The sequence below is a fragment of the Chryseobacterium sp. FP211-J200 genome, assembly GCF_001643375.1.
GTDB classification, from domain to species: Bacteria; Bacteroidota; Bacteroidia; order Flavobacteriales; family Weeksellaceae; genus Epilithonimonas; species Epilithonimonas ginsengisoli.
Genome location: NZ_LSHB01000026.1, coordinates 1 through 19,014 on the forward strand (window position 1 = coordinate 1; position 19,014 = coordinate 19,014).

Below are 19,014 nucleotides of genomic sequence, written 5' to 3' on the forward strand. Positions count from 1 at the left end.
AAAGTCTTTAAAACATAAAAAATGTTCTGAATTTTCTTCCGACCATGACTAGGTTTTAGCCTTGCTTTTTTTATTTGTTATGCGATCACTTTGACAAGCGATTTGATACGGATCAATTTTTCCATCAGCTCTTCTCTGGATTCTGCTAGAACGTTGATATGTCCCATCTTCCGTCCAGGTTTTGTTTCTGTTTTTCCGTAGAGATGAACGTAGGTTTTGTGTAACTTGAGAACTTCCTCCAAACCTTGGTATTTAACTTTTCCAGAATAATTTTCTTCCCCGACCAGATTCAACATTCCAGAAAAGCCGCAAGCATCTGTGTCAGCCAATGGCGAGTTTGTCACCACTCTGTAAAATTGCTCGAACTGGGAATTGGCGTTCCCTTCTTGAGATTGATGTCCTGAATTATGAAGTCTTGGCGCCGTTTCATTCACCCAAACTTTCCCGTTTTTATCAAGGAACAATTCGATGGCGAAAAGACCTGGAGAATCTGCGCTGTTAATGAATTGCTTCCCTATATTATCAATTTGATCTTGGACATCTTTTGATATATCAGCCGGGCAAATATTGAAATCCAAAAGATTGAGTTTCGGGTCAGCAACCATTTGTGTCACCGGAAATGTTTTGGTTTCGCCGTTCTCGTTTTTGGCAACGATCAAGGATAATTCTTTATCAATGTCAACCAAGTCTTCCAAGACAGATTCCTGCGTCCAAAGATTTCTCCAATCTTGTGTTGTACGGATCAGTTGCACGCCTTTTCCATCGTAGCCGCCTGTATTGAGCTTTTGAACAAATGGCAATTGGATCTTGATCTCCTCTTCACTTCCATCCATGATTTCAAATTTCGGAGACAGAATTCTGTTTTCTTCATAGAATTTTTTCTGAAGAATCTTTTGCTGAATGATTTTGATGATATTAGAATTCGGAACGACTTTCACACCTTGGTTTTCCAGTTCTTCCAAAGCTTGCACATTCACATGTTCGATTTCAATCGTCACGACATCTTTGTCTCTTCCAAAGTCCAAAACGTCATCATAATTATTAAAATCACCTCTTGTATAATGTGAGATATGGGCGCAAGAACATTCTGGATTTGGATCTAGAACATAGAATTCATCATCATATTTCAATGCTTCCTGAATGAACATTCTTCCGAGTTGTCCGCCTCCTAAAATTCCGATTTTCATTTACTTTACTTTTATTTAGATTTTTTATTTCTTACAATTATCCTTTCGTCTTGTGTCAATGATGTACTGGATTTTCCATTCGTTATTGGATTTCACCAATTGAAAAGAATTGACTCCACAATGAGAGAATTTCCCTTGATAATAAAATTCATAAGGCGTCCAGACCGAAGCCAGATTTCCATCAATTAAAATATTGGAAAAGATGATTCTCTCCTCTAAGCTTCCTTTTTCAGCTTTTGAAATGCTAATAGCGAAATCTTTGATATTTTCATTTTTGACATTACCATTTTTTGTGATGGTCTGCAGAATTGCGGTTTTGGAAAAAGCCTTGTTAATTTTGGTAGAATCTGAAGTTTTCATCCCATCAAACAAGCCATTGATCGAGGCTTTGACCAAATCCTCTTCCGACGTTTGGGAGAAACCAAAAATGGGAAGTATACATAACAATAAAATTCCGATTTTCATCTGTTACAATTTATCTACAAAAATAGACATTTTTTGCAGGTGTCAAGCTTCCGTATCAAGATAAAATTGAGTGAAAACGAAGGCATTTCCTACAAATTTGGTAGAGATCATAGGAATCAAAAAACATTTAAATTTCTTTATTTTAGATATAAAATTCGTCCCAAACGTCATATATTTGCTGGATGTCAGAAATCATTATTCTATTTATTGGAGCTATCGCGGCCGGATTGATGGGATCTCTTACTGGACTCGGCGGCGGCGTCATTATCATTCCTCTACTCACACTTGGTTTTGGCGTTCCTATGCATTATGCGATCGGCGCTTCTCTTATTTCTGTGATCGGAACATCTTCTGGCGCAGCTGTTGCCTTTGTGAAAGAAGGTTTTACCAATATGCGGATCGGGATGTTTCTGGAAATCGCCACTACAGCAGGAGCCGTTTCTGGTGCATTGGTCTCAGGATTTCTGAATCCCAATACGATCGGAATCATCTTCGCAAGCATCCTGATTTTGACAGTTTTATTGAATCTCAAAGGAAAACCCGACCATCAGGAAGAATTGAGCAAAGGCAGCCTAGCAGACAAACTAAAACTTTACGGTACTTTTCCAGACAAAGATGGTCTAAAGCATTATGCTTCAAAAAACACCATTCCAGGATTTCTCATGATGATCTTCGCAGGTGCAATGTCCGGACTTCTGGGAATCGGTTCCGGCGCTTTGAAGGTCTTGGCAATGGACAACATGATGAAGTTACCCTTCAAAGTTTCTACTACCACGAGTAATTTTATGATTGGTGTAACAGCAGTTGCTGGCGCATTGATCTATTTTCAAAGGGGACAAATTATTCCTGTGATCGCAGCGCCTGTTTTGATTGGTGTGGTCGTGGGAAGTTTTATTGGATCAAAAACTTTGATGATCTCAAAAACAAAAAAACTAAAGGTATTCTTTGCAATTGTCATCACGATTTTGTCAATTTATATGATGTACAACGGTGTAACCAAAAATTTCCATTAAATGAGAACAAGACCATTTACAGACGTTGATTTGAATCGTTCCGTTGGGAATCTCTTGCGATTGGGCGTTCTACTTTCCGTTGTGACCTCTTTGGTTGGTTTTATCAAACTTTTTATGGAAGGTTTTGTAATGCCAAAAAAATATAAGCTTTTGGATATGGGAACAACGTCCGAAAAAGTTTGGGGACAATTTTGGAATTCGCTGATGAAAGGCGAAGGAATGGCAATTATCCAACTTGGAATTTTGTTTCTCATCTTAACGCCATTGGTTAGAATCATCTTTGCATTAATTGGTTATCTTAAAGAGAAAGATTACGTCTATGTAGCCATTTCGCTGATCGTTTTAGCGATTATGACCATTAGTTTTTTGACAGGTTACGCACATTGATTATAAATGATGAAAGATAACTGATAATTGATTTTTAATTCATCAATTAGTCTATCATCTATTTGTCTATTATCTCTCAGTCTAATTCTCATAAAATTCTAAAGGCAATCTGTCTGGGTCTTGCGTGAAAAAGAATTTCTTATCAGTAAATTCATCAATCCTGATGTCTTCACAATCCAAACCTTTTTCAATTAATTCATTTCGTTTTTCTTCGACGTTATCAACTGAAAAAGCAAGATGACGAAGGCCACAACTTTCCGGTCTTGACGGACGTTCTGGCGGATTTGGAAACGAAAATAGCTCGATGACATAATGTTCTCCGATGGCCAAATCTAGCTTGTAAGATCGTCTCGCTTCACGATAAACTTCACGAATAATATTAAGACCTAAAACTTCGGTGTAGAATTTTTTGGAAACTTCGTAATCTGAACAGATGATGGCGATGTGGTGGATTAGCATTTTGTTGTATTAAGTATGATGTAATAAGTAAAGAGTATTATATTATTTTTGAGATTCCTCTTTCACTTTTTCAGAATAAGCGGCTTCCAGATTTTTAAGTCTTATGAAATAACTCTCCTTATCCATAAATAGCTTCGGATCATAAGCGTCTCCTTCTTTTCGTTTTTTATGAATATCAAACTGACTGGCGTGAGAAGCCACCCAAATATCAAAATCCAGCTTTTTCATAGCATCTAAAGTATAGGCATAATCCTGCTGCATCGTCGGATAGGTTTTCACATCAGAAAATTTATGATCGATAATAATCGAAGGAAAATTGGCGATCAAGACTTTGTATTTTCTGTTTTCATCTTTCGTTTCGAAGATAAAACTGCACGAACCTTTTGTGTGTCCGGGATGATGAAGCAAAGTCAAAGTCGTGTTTCCCAATTTGATTTTATCATTATTTTTCAAAAGAAAATCAGGCGTTAGTGGTTTAAACGTGACGCCATATTTCCCCATTTCGTAATCGGATTTACCGCCGGATCTCAGTTCCGCCAATTCCGCTTCGTCCACATACAGTTTTGCACCTGTTTCCGATTTGATGTCGGCCATTGCGCCCATATGATCGTAATGCGCTTGGGTCAAAGTGAGTATTTTTGTGTCCTTATATTTGAATCCAAGTTTTTCTATATTCGTTTTGATTTGAGGATAGGAATCTGCCAATCCTGTATTGATAAGGATATTTCCCTTGTTCGTCACAATGAGATACGAAGCCAGATCGTAAGTCCCGACATAATACAAATTCCCAACAATTCTAAATGGTTTATACTTTTGCGACCAGTCTGCAGGGTGATTGGCTGGCTCTGTTACGGTTTGTGCATTTCCGAAGAAGGAGATGATTATTAAGAGTATTAGGGTAAGTTTTTTCATAATTGTTTTTTTTTAAAGTCGAAATTGTAAAGTATTAAGTACATTTTACGTTGTACATAATACATTTTACAAAAATTAAAACCTCATCACATCCTTCACAACACCACCTTTCTGCGTCAACGGAATCAATTCTGTGGTGATGAAATCTGTGATTCTGTCGTTGTCGATATCATTCGGGAAAAGCAAATGAACGTTTGCGCCAGCATCCAAAGTAAAGAACAAAGCCAAACCTGTGATTTTTCTGAATTCCCAAATTTTATTGATGACCTGCAATGTTCCGGTTTGCATCAGGATAAATGCAGGTTCGCTCATCATCATCATTGCGTGAAGCGTCAACGCTTCGTGTTCTACGAGTTTGATGAAACCTTCCATATCGCCGGTTGCAAGGATGGTTTTCAGTTTGGTGAAGTTTTCGTGCGCTTCCTGGAAACGTCTTTCGGCGTAAGGATTGGTATTCATCAAGCCGTGACCAACTGTAGATGAAACCGATTTCTGACCTTCGTGAATGAGCAAAACACAATCGTGAAAGTTTTTGAAGATTGGATGGATTTCATTGTTGTCATATGGAACTGCAAATAGGTCTGAACTCCCTTCCACTTCTTCCGTTTTCCCCCAAACTACCAGACCTTCGTAAAGACTTCTGGAAGCACTTCCGCTTCCTAATCTTGCCAGGAAACTTTCTTTTTTGGTTTTAAAATTGGAATCTGAATTTCCTGAAAAAACATCATCCAGATTCATCAGACATTTTGCAATCGCGCCGAAACCCGAAGCTGAACTAGCAATGCCGGAGCTGTGTGGAAAGGTATTTTCTGTTCTGATGATGTACTTCCCTTTCAGAATCCAAGGGAGATATTGCTCGATGTTTTTGAAATATTTTTCGATTTTCTCAGCGAATTTCTGTTCTTCATTGCCTGATAAGAAAGTATGAACTGAAAATTCTTCTCCTGCAAAAAACTCCATCGAGGTGTTGGTTCTGCAATGGTTCAATGTGTAGCTGATGCTGGGATTTGCCGGAATTTGGTTTTCGTATTTCCCCCAATATTTGATGAGGGCAATATTGGACGGACAGCTTGCGGAAACTGCTTGGTTTGATATGTTGAATTGGGAATTTCCCAAAAATTCTTGAGTCATAATGTGGCTTTTGGCAATCGGCTTTTAGCTGTTAGCTTTTGCGGATTGGTTTTGGTTTGCTAATTTAAGAATTAATAAAGCTTTGTCAAAGTTGATTTATCAAGAGTGTGATTACTGAATGAATCTATTGCAATCTGATTTGGGATTCTTGATTTGAATTACAAATGTTGGTGTGGTGTAATGGACGTTATTAACAGTTGGCTCCTACGGAGCATTGACAAGTTCTCGCTTGATTTTGACAAATAACAATGCGAGGACACTTTTTCAAGAGGTTAAAACTTGACAAAATACTTTATCAACTCCTAATAATAGAAGACTGAAGAAAACACACTTCCAAAAAGGATTGATTCATTACGAAACCTCATTGAACCATTACTTCTCCTCTCTGATTCATTACTTTATGCCAATGATTAACTTCGTTAGGTCGTTGATTCATTACGTTGCGCCGTTGATTCATTTAGTTGGGTCAGTGATCCATTTAGTTAAGGCGTTGATTCATTTAGTTGAGCCGTTGATTCACTTAGTTGAGACAGACGCATCGATTTTGTTATAAATCAATCAGTTATAGCACAAACCAATTTTATGAATCCTATTGCGAATTGGTATCTCTGAGGAATACTGACAAAGATCTTTTTGAGTCATTGGTAATCTTATATTTTACGAATTGAATGATAAAGAACAGTTGAATTACGAAGTATTTCTGTAACATTTTTGAGATTAATGAACTAATTTTGTAAGGTTTTAAAAAATCGTTGAAAGGAAAGACAAAACCTCAACATAGCCCCGATTGTAGTGGAAATCCTTTTTTGAAAAAAAAGATTGCAACGGAAAGCGGGTTGGACAAGTGAATCGATGACGAAATCGTCTTGCTCCTAAAAATTAAATTATTCATTTTTAATCACCAATGATCAATGCTGAGAGCTGAAAATATCAAAAAAACATACAACGCGGGGAAGAAAATTGCGCTTCAGGATTTTTCTATCGATGTTCCGACTGCCAGTATTTATGGGCTTTTGGGTCCGAATGGCGCTGGGAAAACGTCGTTTATCCGGATTATCAATCAAATTACGCAAGCTGACGAAGGCAAGGTTTGGATCGACGGCAAGGAACTGAATCCGGAGCACATCAGAAACATCGGCTATATGCCGGAGGAACGCGGACTTTACAAGAATATGACGGTGGGCGACCAGCTTCTGTACTTTGGCGAGTTGAAAGGAATGTCTCGCGCAGAGGCACTTTCGCAGGCTAAATTTTGGTTTGAGCAACTGAACATCGACCAATGGTGGAAGAAAAAACTGAGCGAACTTTCAAAAGGGATGGCGCAGAAAATCCAGTTTGTGGTGACGGTTTTGCACCGCCCGAAATTGTTGATTCTGGATGAGCCTTTTTCGGGTTTTGACCCTGTGAATGCGAACCTCATCAAAGACCAAATCATCCGATTGAAAAATGAGGGAACGACCATCATTTTATCCACGCACCGAATGGAAAGTGTGGAGGAAATGTGTGATTTTGTGGCCTTGATTAACAATTCTAAGAAGGTTTTGGATGGGAAAGTTTTTGATGTTCGCGAACAGTTCAAACAAAATGTTTTTTCTGTGGTTTTGGCGGACACGAATGCTGAAAATCTGGAGGAACTGACGAGAAAATATCAGATTGAAAATATGACGACCAACAATGGTTTGTTTCATTTTGAACTGAAGAATTCTGAAAATCAAAACATCCTGCTTCAGGACTTACTGAAAACAGGAACGATACGGACCTTCAACGAGAAGATTCCTAGTATGAATGAGGTTTTCATTAATGCGGTGAAGGAATAATTGATGAATGATAATTGATAAATGATTCTACTTACTACATTTTACTTTTTACAATAAATGAAAAATATATATTTAATTACCAAGAGAGAATTTCTGACGCAGGTCAAGAAGAAATCTTTTATTATTCTGACCATTCTTGCGCCACTTTTGATGGTTGGTTTTGGGGTTTTGATTGGTTTTATGTTCAAGGCGAACGAAGCGGAATATCATTTTGATGTGGTGGACAAAAGCGGACTTTTCGCAGGACAATTGAAATCGACGAAAGAGATCACTTATACTTTTGTGCCTCAAAATACGGAAAATGCGCTGGTTAAAAACCTAAAAGAATTGAAAGGAACAGATGGTTTGCTCATCATCCCGGAATTGAAAGACACCAATTTTGATGCTTTGGAAAGCGGAACAAAACTGTTGACGAATAAGAAAGTCGGGATGGATACGAAAATGGCTGTTTCTGCTGATTTGAGTAATATTCTGAAGAAAGAAAAAATCAAACAACTCGGAATTAAAGAAGACAGAATTGTGAATCTGGATAAGAATTTCAAACTGATTTCTCAAAATGTGACGGAAAGTGACAAGCCAGAAAGTGACCTTGCTTTCGGCATCAAAACCGCTCTGAGTATGGGATTGATGTATGTGGTGTTTATGTTCATCATTATTTACGGCGTTCGTGTGATGCGAAGCGTTTTGGAGGAGAAAAATAACCGTGTGGTGGAGATTATCATTTCATCTGTGAAACCATTTGAGTTGATGATGGGGAAAATATTGGGCGTGACCTTGGTGGCATTGACGCAGTTTACCGTTTGGATTGCAATGACCGTGACGGCGGCGATTTTCCTGAATACAGGATTCTCGGCGATGCAGAAAAACATTCCGGCTGGCGAAGAAAATATGATGAAAAATCTGGATATTCAGCAGATTGCGACGGAAGTTTCGCACATTCTTTTGGATATGAATTATGTTGGAATTATCGGCGTTTTTGTGTTCTTCTTTTTGTTTGGCTACATCTTTTACAGTTCGATGTACGCCGCAATAGGAAGTGCGGTGGATAACGAAACTGAAACGCAGCAATTTACTTTGTTTGCTGTGGTTCCGCTGATGTTGGGACTTTACGGAAGCTTCACGATTATGAATAATCCGGATGGACCGATGGCTTTTTGGCTATCGATTATTCCGTTCACGTCGCCGGTTGCGATGATTGCAAGGATTCCGTTTGGTGTTCCGCTTTGGGAAATTTTGTTGTCGATATTTTTGTTGATAGCTTCAACGCTTTTGATGGTTTTTATTGCTTCGAAAATCTACAGGGTTGGGATTTTGATGTATGGGAACAAGGCGACTTTGAAGGAGATTTGGAAGTGGATCAGGAGTTGATTTTCTTTATTAATGAATTTTCATTTTATTTGTAGAAAATTAATACTTTGAAAAAACTAATTCTAATTGCTTTGGCTTCGTTATCTATTATTTCTTGTCGGAAAGATGATGACAACTATAATAGCAAATCTCCCTTCGAGGGAACTTGGACTTTAAGTAAAAATCAAATACTAGATGGGAAGGATGACCAGATTTTATTTTCTAATAATCAATTAGAGTGCTCTTACAAAAGAACTTGTGTCTTTGTTGGTGAAACAATTGCTATTACTCATTTCAAAAGCGAATACTCTGGGTTGCCTTGTGTGATAAACAATATTGAAAACGGTAAATTTTCTTACGATGATGCTTCAAAAAAAATTACTTTTAAATTTGATAATCAATTTGGACAGTACTCCGAGTCTCATTATATTAAGCTTCTCTCAAACAATGAAATGCAATTAATCGATTCTAATTACCAATACGATTACAACAATGATGGTATTGCGGATAAATACATTATGATTTTTAATAAATAAAACTAAAACTCCCCAGAAAATTCTGAGGAGTTTTAGTTTTATTTCTTTCTCTTCGCAATAGACTTTGCTTTTTGCTGAGCTCTGTTTGCCCCGAACTTCTTCGGTTCTTTTCTCTTGCTTGGTCCACCCATATTGGTTTTCTTGTTCTTCGCTTTTTTCTCGTGGAAAGCAGAATCACCTTCGTTGAGTTTGGCTGTGGTTAAGAATTTCATCTTCACTTCTTCCTGTTCTGAAGCGATTTTTACTTTCGAAATTGTCACAGCTTCCGGGAATTCGGTTTTTTTGATTTCTCTGTCCATTAGAAGTTCGATGTCCAAAAGTTGCGCTTCTTCTTTTTTGGTGAAGAAAGTGATGGAAATCCCTTCTTTGTCCGCACGACCCGTCCTACCGATCCTATGAATATATTGCTCTGGAACCTCAGGAACTTCGAAGTTGAAAACGTGCGAAATATCCGGAATATCCAGACCTCTCGCCATAATATCTGTGGTGATCACGCCTCGCAATTCTTCATTGGTGAATTCCTGCATCACTCTCAAACGGAAATTCTGAGATTTGTTGGAGTGGATCACACCAAACTGGTCTGGGAATTCCACATTCAGTTTTTCAAAGATAAGATCGGCGTGTTTTTTATTATTAGCGAAAATTAGAATTTTTTCTAGATCCGTTTCTGTTTTCAGAAGATGAATTAATAAATTCAGTTTCGTGTTAAAATTCTCAACAGGAACTGCAGATTGTGCAATCTTTTCCAAAGGCGTTCCCGACCTTGCCAATGAAATCTCGATTGGACCAGCAAAATATTCGTTCAGCAAAGCATCTACAGCATCGGTCATCGTCGCAGAAAAAAGAATATTCTGTCTTTTCTCTTTCATCATTTCGAAGATGTGTGTCAATTGTGGACGGAAACCGAGATTCAGCATTTCGTCAAACTCATCGATGATCAATTTGCCCACTTCTTTCAATGAAATCGCATTGTCAATCGCCAAATCCATTACTCTACCAGGCGTTCCCACCAAGATGTCGCAACCGTCATTGAACAATAATTTTTGTGTATTGATGTTTTTCCCACCGTAAATTCCGATCACTCTTGCGGTCAGATTTTCTGTCATTTTGGTGATCACTTCTGCCACCTGAACCACCAATTCTCTGGTTGGAACCAAAACCAAAACTGTTGGATTTCCTGTTTTGTTGTATTTCCAGGTTTTAAGGACTGGAAGTGTGTAAGCCAAAGTTTTACCGGTTCCCGTTTGGGCAATTCCCATCACGTCGCGTCCGGAAAGTATCGGTCCGATGCTTTTTTCCTGGATAGGCGTTGGTTCAAAAAGGTTGAGATCGGCTAGAACATCCAGAATCTTTTCCGGTAAATCGAAGTCTGCAAAAGTGGTTTTCATCTGAATCTAATTATTTTTTTCAAAGGTCAGATGGTGCATCCATAATCGCCTTCTTATCTGATACAGATATTTTGGAAGATGGATGGTTCATCTGGGAAAATTTATTTTAAAGTGGTAAAATGAAACTGAAAAAATTGAATTTCTTTTCGGTTTCAATCGGCAAAGATAGGGATTTTGAAATCAAGAGGAAAACTATTGATTTTTTGAGATAATTATAAAACTTATTTCTGCTCTTCCCTTAAAACAATCCTGAAAGTCGTTCCTTTCCCCACTTCGGAATTGGCAATTTTCACTTCACCTTTGTGATATTCTGTCACGACTCTTTTTGTTAAAGAAAGTCCCAATCCCCAACCTCGTTTTTTGGTGGAGAATCCCGGTTTGAAGGCATTTCGAACTTGTTGTTTTGTCATTCCGCTTCCGGTGTCGGTCACGTCGATGTAAACATTTTTGTTTTTCTTGTAGAGTGAAAGTTCCAATTTCCCTTCGCCTTTCATTGCATCGACAGCATTTTTAATTAAGTTTTCAATCACCCAACTCATCAAAATCCTACTGTGGGGAATCAGAACTGGCTCATAAGTTTTTCTCAAAGTGAAATCAACTTTGGTAGAAATTCTGGACTTCAAATAATCAAAATTCTGCTGAACGGTTTCGTTGATATCAAGGTCATTGAGTGCAGGAATAGAACCTATTTTCGAGAATCGTTCGGAGATGGTTTTCAGTCGTTCAACATCTTTTTCGAGTTCTTTCACGCCCAAACCATTTTCGTCTTCCAGCTTCATGATCTCGACCCAGCCAATCATTGAGGATAATGGCGTTCCGATTTGATGTGCTGTTTCCTTTGCCAAACCTGCCCAGACAAAACCTTCGTCGGTCTTCTTCAAAGTTCGCAGGAACCAAAAAGAAAATATTAGATAAGCTCCGATAAACAAAGCGATCACATAAGGATAAAACCTGAAATAATTCAGCAGGTCCGAGTTATCATAATAGATAAATTGGTTTTGACCAGATGGCAATTCCACGATGAATGGATCGTAAGAATTCTCCATATTTCGGATCAGATTTTTCAGTTTTGCAGGATCTTGCTCAATAAGCTCTGGAATATTTGCCTGAAAGATCGGCGTTTTACTTTTGTCTGTAACAACAATTGGAAGATTGGTATTATCCTGCATAACAGCAAGATACAACTCCTGTATTTTTGGGTCGGCCGAAATTTCGTCATCCGTGTAAGCTTTGAGAGCAGTAGCGATCAGCTCTACTTTTTTGATCTCCTGCTTCCGTAATTGATCGATCAAAATGAAAGACGATATAGCAATTCCAAAAACGATGGCCGTGAGTATAAAGTACACGACCCAACTGTTGATCCTTTTAAGAAAATTGAAACCTTTCATTATTGCTTATAAAACGGCAATTTAGGAATTTATTATATAAAATTAGAGGTTCAAATTTTGACTTTAGATTTTAGACCAAAAATCAAGATTAATTTAGATATTTGTAATCGATATATTAATGCAAAACAATTTTGGATGATAACAAAAATAGCTGCACTTCTTGTCTTTCTTACGATTGGCAATTTCAATTTAACATCAGAAAAAATAAGTCAAAATGAGGATTATGACCAATATTGTAATGTTCGTTTTGATTATTGTTTAGATTATCCCAAATTTTTGAATCCTCAACCAGAAAGCGCAAACGGCGACGGAAGGATTTTCAATAATGAAAAAGGTGAAGAAGTTCTAAGGGTTTTTGGAAGATTCAACCTCGATTCGGAAGGCGAAACCATCACTTTGGAAAGGCAATACAAAACTGATATTAAAGACAATTTAAAAAAGAAAAACAACATTACTTATAAAAAACTGGGGGAGACATTTTTTGTAATATCAGGTTTCAGAAATGGAAAGATCTTCTATCAAAAAACCATTTTTAAAAACGATGCCTTTTCGTTTGCCATTTTACAATATCCAACTAATGACAAAGAAATATACGACAAGGTTTCCACGGAAATTTTCAAATCATTCAAATAAAATTTTACAATATCAATTATGATCCAACTTCAGAATACAAAACTAAAGGCAAGCTTCAATGAACTTGGTGCTGAACTCGTGTCGCTCATCAATCTTGAAACCGGAAAAGAAATTATCTGGGAAGGAAATCCTGATTTTTGGGGCGGACAAAGTCCTGTTTTATTTCCGACGGTCGGCGCTTTGAAAGATGATTCTTATATTTTCGAAGGTGAAACTTACAAAATGCCAAGACACGGTTTTGCCAGAAGAAAGATCTTCGACGTGAAAAGTTCATCAGAAAATCAGGTTGTTTTTGAATTAAATTCTGATGATGAAACTTTGAAATTCTATCCTTTCGATTTCAGTTTAGAAATCAAATATACTTTGATTGAGAATAAATTGACTGTTTCTTACAATGTGAAAAATACATCGGACAAAGAACTATATTTTTCTTTGGGTGCGCATCCTGGGTTTGCAATTGATACCAAAAATGGATTGAAATATGATGATTACGAAATCGCTTTTTCTGATGATGAAAAACTGGAAATCCATCCTTTGATTGATAACCTGATCAGCAAAGAAACCAAAACCATCGAATTTGAAAATAAAACGCTTCCACTCACGCATGAACTCTTTTCAAAAGATGCTTTGGTAATGACGACGATGAAAAGCAGAGAATTGGTCTTGAGAAATAACCAAAACCATCACAAAGTGATTTTTACTTTTTCCAACTTTCCTTATTTCGGAATTTGGGCTGCGAAAAATGCTGATTTTGTTTGCTTGGAACCTTGGCAGGGAATTGCAGATATAGAAGACCACAATCAGGAATTAACTCAGAAATTCGGGATTTTGAAATTGGAAATTAATGAAGAGTGGAAAGCGGATTGGGCGGTTGAGATTGAGTAATTAAAACAAAAAAGTGTCAGAGATTCTCTGACACTTTTTTATTATCTGACAATTGATTTTTTCCATTCTTCAATTTGTTCTTCAGCACTTTTTGGTTTTTCTTTTGGAAGTTTAATTTTCTTTGGATCTAAGATAAGCGTTAAAGGAATTTTATAAATATTTGTGTGAAATTCCCCATTGGAATCCTTCACTTTCCATTTTGCGTCACGAAGATAATAGTTTTCATTATCAGGGAGTTTTACAAAATCCGCTCGTGTATTAAATAATTCTACATAGGAAAATGCTCTTAAATCCGTATCAATATTGATAAAATCTGCAGTCATTTCTACATCTGGCTTTTTAGCTTTAGCATTTTTGAATTTTTTCAAAATCATTCTTTTACCTCCAGGAATGTCTTCCAAAAAAGTATGTGTGTAAACTGGTGCTTTCTGTTCTTTTTCTAGACTCTGATTTGGAAGAAGATAACCTGAACTCACGTATATATATTTAGAACCGTCACTTGGAGAATCTGTTTTCGCAATTTGAAATGTATGCATCAAATTACTTTTGTAATCATAAACAATCAGATTATATGCCCGCTTATCGAGTGTTGGAGAAAAACTTCCATAATAAAATAATTCTTTAGAATTTACAAATTGGTCATTTGATTTCTCATAACCGTTCTTATGGTTAGCCATAGCATACTTGATAAGATAATCAAAATTATAAGTTTGTGAGAAAATATTATTTGAAATTAAAATAGCAATAACTATAATAAATATTTTTTTCATTTTGTAATATAAATTGTTTAACGTCTTACAAAGTTTCCTTCAGCCATTCAAAGAACTCTCTTTGCCAAACCAAACCGTTTTGCGGATGAAGCACCCAATGGTTTTCGTTCGGGAAATAAAGAAATTTGGTTTTAAGTCCTTTCAATTTTGCAGCCTGGAAGGCTTCTTGACCTTGCTCGTAAGGAACACGGAAATCGATTCCACCTTGAATGACCATAATTGGCTTATTCCATTTGTCTACAAAATTACTTGGATTGAATTCTGAATAGGCTTTCGGCGTTGGTTTTTGCCAGTAATTTCCACCTAAATCCCAATTGGCGAACCAAAGTTCCTCAGTCGTTCCGTACCAGGATTTCATATCGAATAATCCGTCGTGCGCAATAAAAGTTTTGAACCTGTTCTCATGAACGCCAGCCAACATAAACACGGAATATCCACCATAGCTTGCGCCAACAGCCGCTACTCTACTTCCGTCAACATAAGGTAAAGTTTTCGCAAAATCGGTTGCTGACAAATAATCTTTGATCGGTTGTCCGCCCCAATCACCGCTGATCTCTTCGTTCCATTCTACGCCCCAACCTGGCATTCCGCGACGGTTTGGCGCTACCACGATGTAGCCGTTTGCCGCCATCAAAGCGAAGTTCCATCTGGTAGAGAAAAACTGCGTCAATCCAGATTGTGGTCCACCTTGGCAGTAAATCAAAGTTGGATATTTCTTATTCGGGTCGAAGTTTGGTGGATAGTGGAACCACACACCCATCTCTTTTCCATCGGTCGTTTTTACCATTTTCAGTTCAGATTTTCCTTGAACCAATTTGGAATAATTATCTTTATTAATGTCTGTGATCTGTTTCAATGAACCTTTAGAATCCACTTCGAAAAGGTCTGCATTGTGATTGATGTCCGTTTTGGTGACCCAAAGTTTACCTTTATTTTCCAGCACGACCTCATTAATATCAAAATCGCCTTTCGTAATTTGTTTTACGGTTTTGTTTTTAACATCAACGGAGAATAGTTGTTTCGTGCCGCGAAAAGCTGACGTGAAATAAATTTGTTTCGCATCTGAACTCCAAGACACATCGCCAGTCACACTTTCGTCCCAGGCTTGTGTAAGATTTTCAGACTTCATCGCCTTCCAATCCATTACCATGATGTCATTTTTATCCGCTTCAAAACCTTCTCTTTTCATCGAGTTCCAAAGCAGGAATTTCCCATCTGGACTGAATTTCGGGTTTACGTCGTAACCCATCATTCCCTCTGTTATACTTTTGGTGACGCCACTTGCTAGATCATAGCAGTAGATATCTGTGTTCGTACTTTGTGCATATTCAGCGCCGCTTTTCTTTTTTGAGACATAAAGTAATTGCGAGGAATCTGGACTCCACACAAAATCTTCTGCACCACCAAATGGTTTCTGAGGCGAATCGAAAGCTTTGCCTTCCAAGAGATCCTTGGCTTTATCAACAGATTCTGATATATTAACCGTAAAAACGTGATTGTAAGAACCCTCGTTGAAAGCATCCCAATGCCTGTGATTCAAGTCTGTATAGATTTGAGCCGTGGTTTTTGGCAAATCTTTGTATTTGTCTTTTCCAAGAAGATCCTCGATATGAACGGCTTTGCTGAAAGCTACTTTTTTACCGTCAGGAGAAATCACAATGTTATCCACTTCGCCAACATTATAGAATTCTGTCCAGGTTTTACCGGAATCTTTTGACAAGAAAATTTGGTTGTTCTCTAACGCGTAAATTCCGTTTTTGTCCCATTGGATCAAGCTTTTCTTTCCTAAATCAATTTTGGTAGATTTTCCCGAAAGGTCTAACCAAAAAGCTTCGGAGTTTGATTTTTCGGTTTTGAGGTCTGTCTTGCTGACTTTGTAAATTAAGGATTGATGGTCTGGAGAAACGGACTGTACACCCAGACGATTGAGCGTCCACATGGTTTCCGGCGTCATAACCTGTTGTGCATTCATCATAAAAGGTGTTGCTGCAATTGCAGTGAGGATATGTTTAAATTTCATTTAAATTATTGTTAATTAATAATATTTACAGTCGAATTATTTGCAGCCCGGCTTGAGCGGAAATCCTTTTTTGTTGCTGGAAAAGCTTAGGCAAAAAAGATTGACTTCGTCGAACCACTTTGTTAGGTTTGGGAGCGGAAGACGGAAATTGCTGCCCAAAATTAATAAAAAAAGATTCTATACTGCCAAAAGCAATTATTAAAATGAACATTTGAATTTTTAGACTTGATTTCTATAAATACAAATCAAGCTACTAAATTATTATGTAAATTTGGGTTTAACTCTTTAAAACTAATGTTCCATGAAAAAAATTCTACTATTTTCTTTGATGATAATTGTTCAATTAGCATCTAGCCAAACTGCGAAAACAGCTTATTTCAAACCACCTTCCAATTGGATCTCTGCTTGTGTGTGGCCCATTGTGATAGATCCACCTTCCACGGTTGATTTTTTTACACCACCGGCAATGACAGCTACTTGCGAAGGCTGGTACAAGTACAGCACTATTTTTAACAAGGCTGAATTTACCTTTAACAATTGTTTGTATGTTTATGGAGCTCCTGCTCATCCGGATTATATCTCTGTTTCTATTATTACGGAAGACACGATCTTCTATGATTTTTCAGTAGGTCCAATTTCCAATCCGCCCGCATGCCTTTTAGCAGTGAATGATCCGGCAAAAAAAGTGGCAGTTGTCAAGATCTTTCCAAATCCGGTTCAGGATCATGTGAATATAGAATCTGATAAAAACTTCTTTGCGTATGAAGTTCTGGATGAATCCGGTAAATTGATTCTTAACAAAGACTTCAGTGGAAGTAAAATCGATATTAGCCATTTGAAAACTGGTGTTTATTTCATCAAATTGAAATCTCTAAGCAACGAAACCAATATTGTGAAATTTATTAAGAAATAAGTTTTATTATTGATTAAAATCCATATATTTGCGCTTCAAAATTTATTACTAAGACTATACTATGAGCACAATATTTACGCTGTTTATGATCTTGATCATCATTGCTAGCATCCTATTAGTTATCATCATCATGGCTCAAAATCCAAAAGGAGGCGGACTTTCCGGAACTTTCGGTGGCGCATCTGCTGCAAACTTTGGCGTTCAGAGAACCAATGACTTCATGGAAAAAGCAACATGGACCTTGGGAGCAACAATCGTTGTTTTGATCTTGCTAAGCATCGTTCTTACAGGAAAACCTTCGCAAGTAGCGCCAACTATGCCAACACCTGTGAAATCTGAAGCACCGGTACAGCAAGCTCCAGCTAGTACAGCTCCAGCAACGCAAGTTCCTGCAACTAAATAATAGAATACTTTCTAAACATAAAAAATCGCTTCCGTATATCGGAAGCGATTTTTGTTTGTAATTAACTTTTAGTTTCTGATGACCTTGTTATCATCCAAACATTTTTCCATTAATGTTTGGAAGCAATCGCCCATATCACCGGAAGCTCTGCAAATGGCCGTTTCCAGCATAGATCTCACCTGTTTCTCCGTAACGCCGGCTTCTGTCCAACTTTTTGCCGACGTGTGTGCGTTGAGGATGAACGGCATGATCCTATCGATGGCGCAAGCGAAGATCGCATCGGGTGTTTGCTCTTCCTCGAACTCGATCCAAAGGTTGTAGAATTCTGTTGACAGAGGTTCATCTAAAATTCCAAAGATCCTTTTTGCCGCAATTTTTTCACGCTCGAATTTGCCTTGCATTCCCACTTCATCAAACAGGAAAGTATCGCCGGCGTCAATCTCTACCAGATCGTGGATGGACAACATTCTGATGACTCGCAACAAATTGATGTTCTGATTATCCTTGGCATATGGATAAAGGATTTGTGCTAAGACAATGATCTGCCAGCTGTGTTCCGCTGTATTTTCTCGTCTGGAATCGTCGGCGTTGTAATTTCTTCTGTTGACATTCTTCAAAGCATCGATTGCTAAGATGAAATCTATTTCTTTTTGGATCTTCATTATTTAATCTTTATAATACTCGTCTAATTTATATTTTTTGGTTTTGATTACCCATTTGTTATTGATGAGATTTCGGGTGATCACTTTCACGAATTCGCCGCCACCCGTTGCGTCCTCTTCCATTTCGTAAACTTTTTGAAGTCCTTTTTTCGGGATTACAGCATATTCTGTGGTGATGTGCCAGCAACAGCCAGATTTTGCAAAGGTGATGATCCGTTTTCTATCGTGATCCGTCTGGAACATGCCGAGGTTATCGTAGGCCAGGCTTGTCAATTCATCACTTGGGACAAATTGTTTTTTGGTCGAATGGTAGACATAGATGTCATACGAAGGTCCGCCATAACCGCTGTTGTTCCCATTGCGAATTGCAAGATCTTCTGACCCGTCGAAGTTGAAATCATCAAAGATCAAGGGACTTTGCTCGTTGTACAACTGAATGACGTTTACTGTGGGCTTCTGATCTTTGTCCAAAAATAAACTAAGGTCATCGGATTCGAAGGTTTGGAAAAGTTGGTTTGTTTTTTTGTCGATCAACTTCACAATTCCTTTTTCATTGCAGCTTTCGTCTTCACAAGACTGGACTGTGATGTGTGCATCGAAGCGTTCTGACCCGTCTTTGATCACGTAATTGACTTGAGCAAAATAAAGCTGACTGATTGTCATTAATAAAAATCCAATGTCCTTTTTCATATCAATTA

The 19,014-nt window shown here is 37.7% G+C and carries 20 protein-coding genes; 9 read left to right on the forward strand and 11 right to left on the reverse strand.

Annotated elements, in window-relative coordinates; translation table 11 throughout:
• Positions 1–77: 77 nt before the first annotated feature.
• Positions 78–1,187 carry a 5-(carboxyamino)imidazole ribonucleotide synthase gene (locus tag AXA65_RS09415; protein ID WP_063969861.1) on the reverse strand — a complete coding sequence of 370 codons (1,110 nt, stop codon included), beginning with the start codon at positions 1,185–1,187 and terminating at the stop codon, positions 78–80.
• Positions 1,188–1,211: 24 nt separating this feature from the next.
• A complete protein-coding gene (locus tag AXA65_RS09420; protein ID WP_063969862.1) occupies positions 1,212–1,652 on the reverse strand; it encodes a nuclear transport factor 2 family protein in 441 nt (146 codons plus the stop codon).
• Positions 1,653–1,834: 182 nt separating this feature from the next.
• Between AXA65_RS09420 and AXA65_RS09425 the strand changes: the two genes are divergently transcribed.
• Entirely contained in the window at positions 1,835–2,665 is an 831-nt protein-coding gene (locus AXA65_RS09425) for a sulfite exporter TauE/SafE family protein (protein ID WP_063969863.1), read from the forward strand.
• Entirely contained in the window at positions 2,666–3,052 is a 387-nt protein-coding gene (locus AXA65_RS09430) for a DUF1634 domain-containing protein (protein WP_063969864.1), read from the forward strand. It abuts the gene before it with no gap.
• Between the two features lie 81 nt (positions 3,053–3,133).
• Here the strand turns inward: AXA65_RS09430 and AXA65_RS09435 are convergent, their stop codons facing one another.
• The 3 genes from AXA65_RS09435 to AXA65_RS09445 form a co-directional block, all read right to left on the reverse strand.
• A complete protein-coding gene (locus tag AXA65_RS09435; RefSeq protein WP_063969865.1) occupies positions 3,134–3,511 on the reverse strand; it encodes a VOC family protein in 378 nt (125 codons plus the stop codon).
• Between the two features lie 42 nt (positions 3,512–3,553).
• Positions 3,554–4,423, reverse strand: coding sequence for an ESP-1 family subclass B3 metallo-beta-lactamase (gene blaESP, locus AXA65_RS09440; RefSeq protein WP_063969866.1), 870 nt, complete (start codon positions 4,421–4,423; stop codon positions 3,554–3,556).
• A 75-nt stretch (positions 4,424–4,498) separates the two neighbouring features.
• Positions 4,499–5,554 (reverse strand): diphosphomevalonate/mevalonate 3,5-bisphosphate decarboxylase family protein, encoded by a 1,056-nt coding sequence (locus AXA65_RS09445; protein WP_063969867.1) that lies wholly within the window; start codon positions 5,552–5,554, stop codon positions 4,499–4,501.
• 911 nt (positions 5,555–6,465) lie between these two features.
• Here AXA65_RS09445 and AXA65_RS09450 point away from each other — a divergent pair.
• Genes AXA65_RS09450 through AXA65_RS09460 form a run of 3 tightly spaced genes read left to right on the forward strand, consistent with a single transcriptional unit; the run spans position 6,466 to position 9,254 of the window.
• On the forward strand, positions 6,466–7,371 hold the full coding sequence (locus tag AXA65_RS09450) for an ABC transporter ATP-binding protein (protein WP_063969868.1): 906 nt from the start codon (positions 6,466–6,468) through the stop codon (positions 7,369–7,371).
• Positions 7,372–7,428: 57 nt separating this feature from the next.
• Positions 7,429–8,739 (forward strand): ABC transporter permease, encoded by a 1,311-nt coding sequence (locus tag AXA65_RS09455; RefSeq protein ID WP_063969869.1) that lies wholly within the window; start codon positions 7,429–7,431, stop codon positions 8,737–8,739.
• A gap of 47 nt (positions 8,740–8,786) precedes the next feature.
• Positions 8,787–9,254, forward strand: a complete 468-nt coding sequence (locus AXA65_RS09460; RefSeq protein WP_063969870.1) for a lipocalin family protein — start codon at positions 8,787–8,789, stop codon at positions 9,252–9,254.
• Positions 9,255–9,292: 38 nt separating this feature from the next.
• Here the strand turns inward: AXA65_RS09460 and AXA65_RS09465 are convergent, their stop codons facing one another.
• Both AXA65_RS09465 and AXA65_RS09470 read right to left on the reverse strand, forming a co-directional pair.
• A complete protein-coding gene (locus AXA65_RS09465) occupies positions 9,293–10,642 on the reverse strand; it encodes a DEAD/DEAH box helicase (RefSeq protein ID WP_063969871.1) in 1,350 nt (449 codons plus the stop codon).
• 221 nt (positions 10,643–10,863) lie between these two features.
• Positions 10,864–12,030: a sensor histidine kinase gene (locus AXA65_RS09470; protein WP_063969872.1), complete on the reverse strand. Its 1,167-nt coding sequence runs from the start codon at positions 12,028–12,030 to the stop codon at positions 10,864–10,866.
• A 135-nt stretch (positions 12,031–12,165) separates the two neighbouring features.
• Here AXA65_RS09470 and AXA65_RS09475 point away from each other — a divergent pair, with 135 nt between their 5' ends.
• Positions 12,166–12,663: a hypothetical protein gene (locus tag AXA65_RS09475; RefSeq protein WP_063969873.1), complete on the forward strand. Its 498-nt coding sequence runs from the start codon at positions 12,166–12,168 to the stop codon at positions 12,661–12,663.
• Positions 12,664–12,681: 18 nt separating this feature from the next.
• Positions 12,682–13,548, forward strand: coding sequence for an aldose 1-epimerase family protein (locus AXA65_RS09480; protein ID WP_086048148.1), 867 nt, complete (start codon positions 12,682–12,684; stop codon positions 13,546–13,548).
• Between the two features lie 41 nt (positions 13,549–13,589).
• Here AXA65_RS09480 and AXA65_RS09485 read toward each other — a convergent pair whose 3' ends face one another.
• Positions 13,590–14,318, reverse strand: a complete 729-nt coding sequence (locus AXA65_RS09485; protein WP_063969875.1) for a hypothetical protein — start codon at positions 14,316–14,318, stop codon at positions 13,590–13,592.
• Between the two features lie 25 nt (positions 14,319–14,343).
• On the reverse strand, positions 14,344–16,338 hold the full coding sequence (locus AXA65_RS09490) for an alpha/beta hydrolase family protein (RefSeq protein ID WP_063969876.1): 1,995 nt from the start codon (positions 16,336–16,338) through the stop codon (positions 14,344–14,346).
• A 301-nt stretch (positions 16,339–16,639) separates the two neighbouring features.
• Here AXA65_RS09490 and AXA65_RS09500 point away from each other — a divergent pair, with 301 nt between their 5' ends.
• Together AXA65_RS09500 and secG are read left to right on the forward strand one after the other, a co-directional pair.
• Positions 16,640–17,251, forward strand: coding sequence for a T9SS type A sorting domain-containing protein (locus tag AXA65_RS09500; protein WP_063969878.1), 612 nt, complete (start codon positions 16,640–16,642; stop codon positions 17,249–17,251).
• A 61-nt stretch (positions 17,252–17,312) separates the two neighbouring features.
• A complete protein-coding gene (secG, locus tag AXA65_RS09505; RefSeq protein WP_063969879.1) occupies positions 17,313–17,654 on the forward strand; it encodes a preprotein translocase subunit SecG in 342 nt (113 codons plus the stop codon).
• Between the two features lie 68 nt (positions 17,655–17,722).
• On the opposite strand, the gene AXA65_RS09510 is transcribed toward secG, so the two are convergent.
• Both AXA65_RS09510 and AXA65_RS09515 read right to left on the reverse strand, forming a co-directional pair.
• Positions 17,723–18,316 carry an HD domain-containing protein gene (locus tag AXA65_RS09510; protein ID WP_063969880.1) on the reverse strand — a complete coding sequence of 198 codons (594 nt, stop codon included), beginning with the start codon at positions 18,314–18,316 and terminating at the stop codon, positions 17,723–17,725.
• 3 nt (positions 18,317–18,319) lie between these two features.
• On the reverse strand, positions 18,320–19,006 hold the full coding sequence (locus AXA65_RS09515; protein WP_218281649.1) for an XAC2610-related protein: 687 nt from the start codon (positions 19,004–19,006) through the stop codon (positions 18,320–18,322).
• Between the last annotated feature and the right edge of the window lie 8 nt (positions 19,007–19,014).

Coding starts and splice junctions, on each gene's coding strand:
- secG (WP_063969879.1), top strand. CDS start 17,313: ATGAGCACAATATTTACGCTGTTTATGATCTTGATCATCATTGCTAGC.
- AXA65_RS09450 (WP_063969868.1), top strand. CDS start 6,466: ATGCTGAGAGCTGAAAATATCAAAAAAACATACAACGCGGGGAAGAAA.
- AXA65_RS09465 (WP_063969871.1), bottom strand. CDS start 10,642: ATGAAAACCACTTTTGCAGACTTCGATTTACCGGAAAAGATTCTGGAT.
- AXA65_RS09445 (WP_063969867.1), bottom strand. CDS start 5,554: ATGACTCAAGAATTTTTGGGAAATTCCCAATTCAACATATCAAACCAA.
- AXA65_RS09420 (WP_063969862.1), bottom strand. CDS start 1,652: ATGAAAATCGGAATTTTATTGTTATGTATACTTCCCATTTTTGGTTTC.
- AXA65_RS09510 (WP_063969880.1), bottom strand. CDS start 18,316: ATGAAGATCCAAAAAGAAATAGATTTCATCTTAGCAATCGATGCTTTG.
- AXA65_RS09485 (WP_063969875.1), bottom strand. CDS start 14,318: ATGAAAAAAATATTTATTATAGTTATTGCTATTTTAATTTCAAATAAT.
- AXA65_RS09515 (WP_218281649.1), bottom strand. CDS start 19,006: ATGAAAAAGGACATTGGATTTTTATTAATGACAATCAGTCAGCTTTAT.
- blaESP (WP_063969866.1), bottom strand. CDS start 4,423: ATGAAAAAACTTACCCTAATACTCTTAATAATCATCTCCTTCTTCGGA.
- AXA65_RS09430 (WP_063969864.1), top strand. CDS start 2,666: ATGAGAACAAGACCATTTACAGACGTTGATTTGAATCGTTCCGTTGGG.
- AXA65_RS09490 (WP_063969876.1), bottom strand. CDS start 16,338: ATGAAATTTAAACATATCCTCACTGCAATTGCAGCAACACCTTTTATG.
- AXA65_RS09415 (WP_063969861.1), bottom strand. CDS start 1,187: ATGAAAATCGGAATTTTAGGAGGCGGACAACTCGGAAGAATGTTCATT.
- AXA65_RS09425 (WP_063969863.1), top strand. CDS start 1,835: ATGTCAGAAATCATTATTCTATTTATTGGAGCTATCGCGGCCGGATTG.
- AXA65_RS09435 (WP_063969865.1), bottom strand. CDS start 3,511: ATGCTAATCCACCACATCGCCATCATCTGTTCAGATTACGAAGTTTCC.
- AXA65_RS09480 (WP_086048148.1), top strand. CDS start 12,682: ATGATCCAACTTCAGAATACAAAACTAAAGGCAAGCTTCAATGAACTT.
- AXA65_RS09500 (WP_063969878.1), top strand. CDS start 16,640: ATGAAAAAAATTCTACTATTTTCTTTGATGATAATTGTTCAATTAGCA.
- AXA65_RS09470 (WP_063969872.1), bottom strand. CDS start 12,030: ATGAAAGGTTTCAATTTTCTTAAAAGGATCAACAGTTGGGTCGTGTAC.
- AXA65_RS09455 (WP_063969869.1), top strand. CDS start 7,429: ATGAAAAATATATATTTAATTACCAAGAGAGAATTTCTGACGCAGGTC.
- AXA65_RS09475 (WP_063969873.1), top strand. CDS start 12,166: ATGATAACAAAAATAGCTGCACTTCTTGTCTTTCTTACGATTGGCAAT.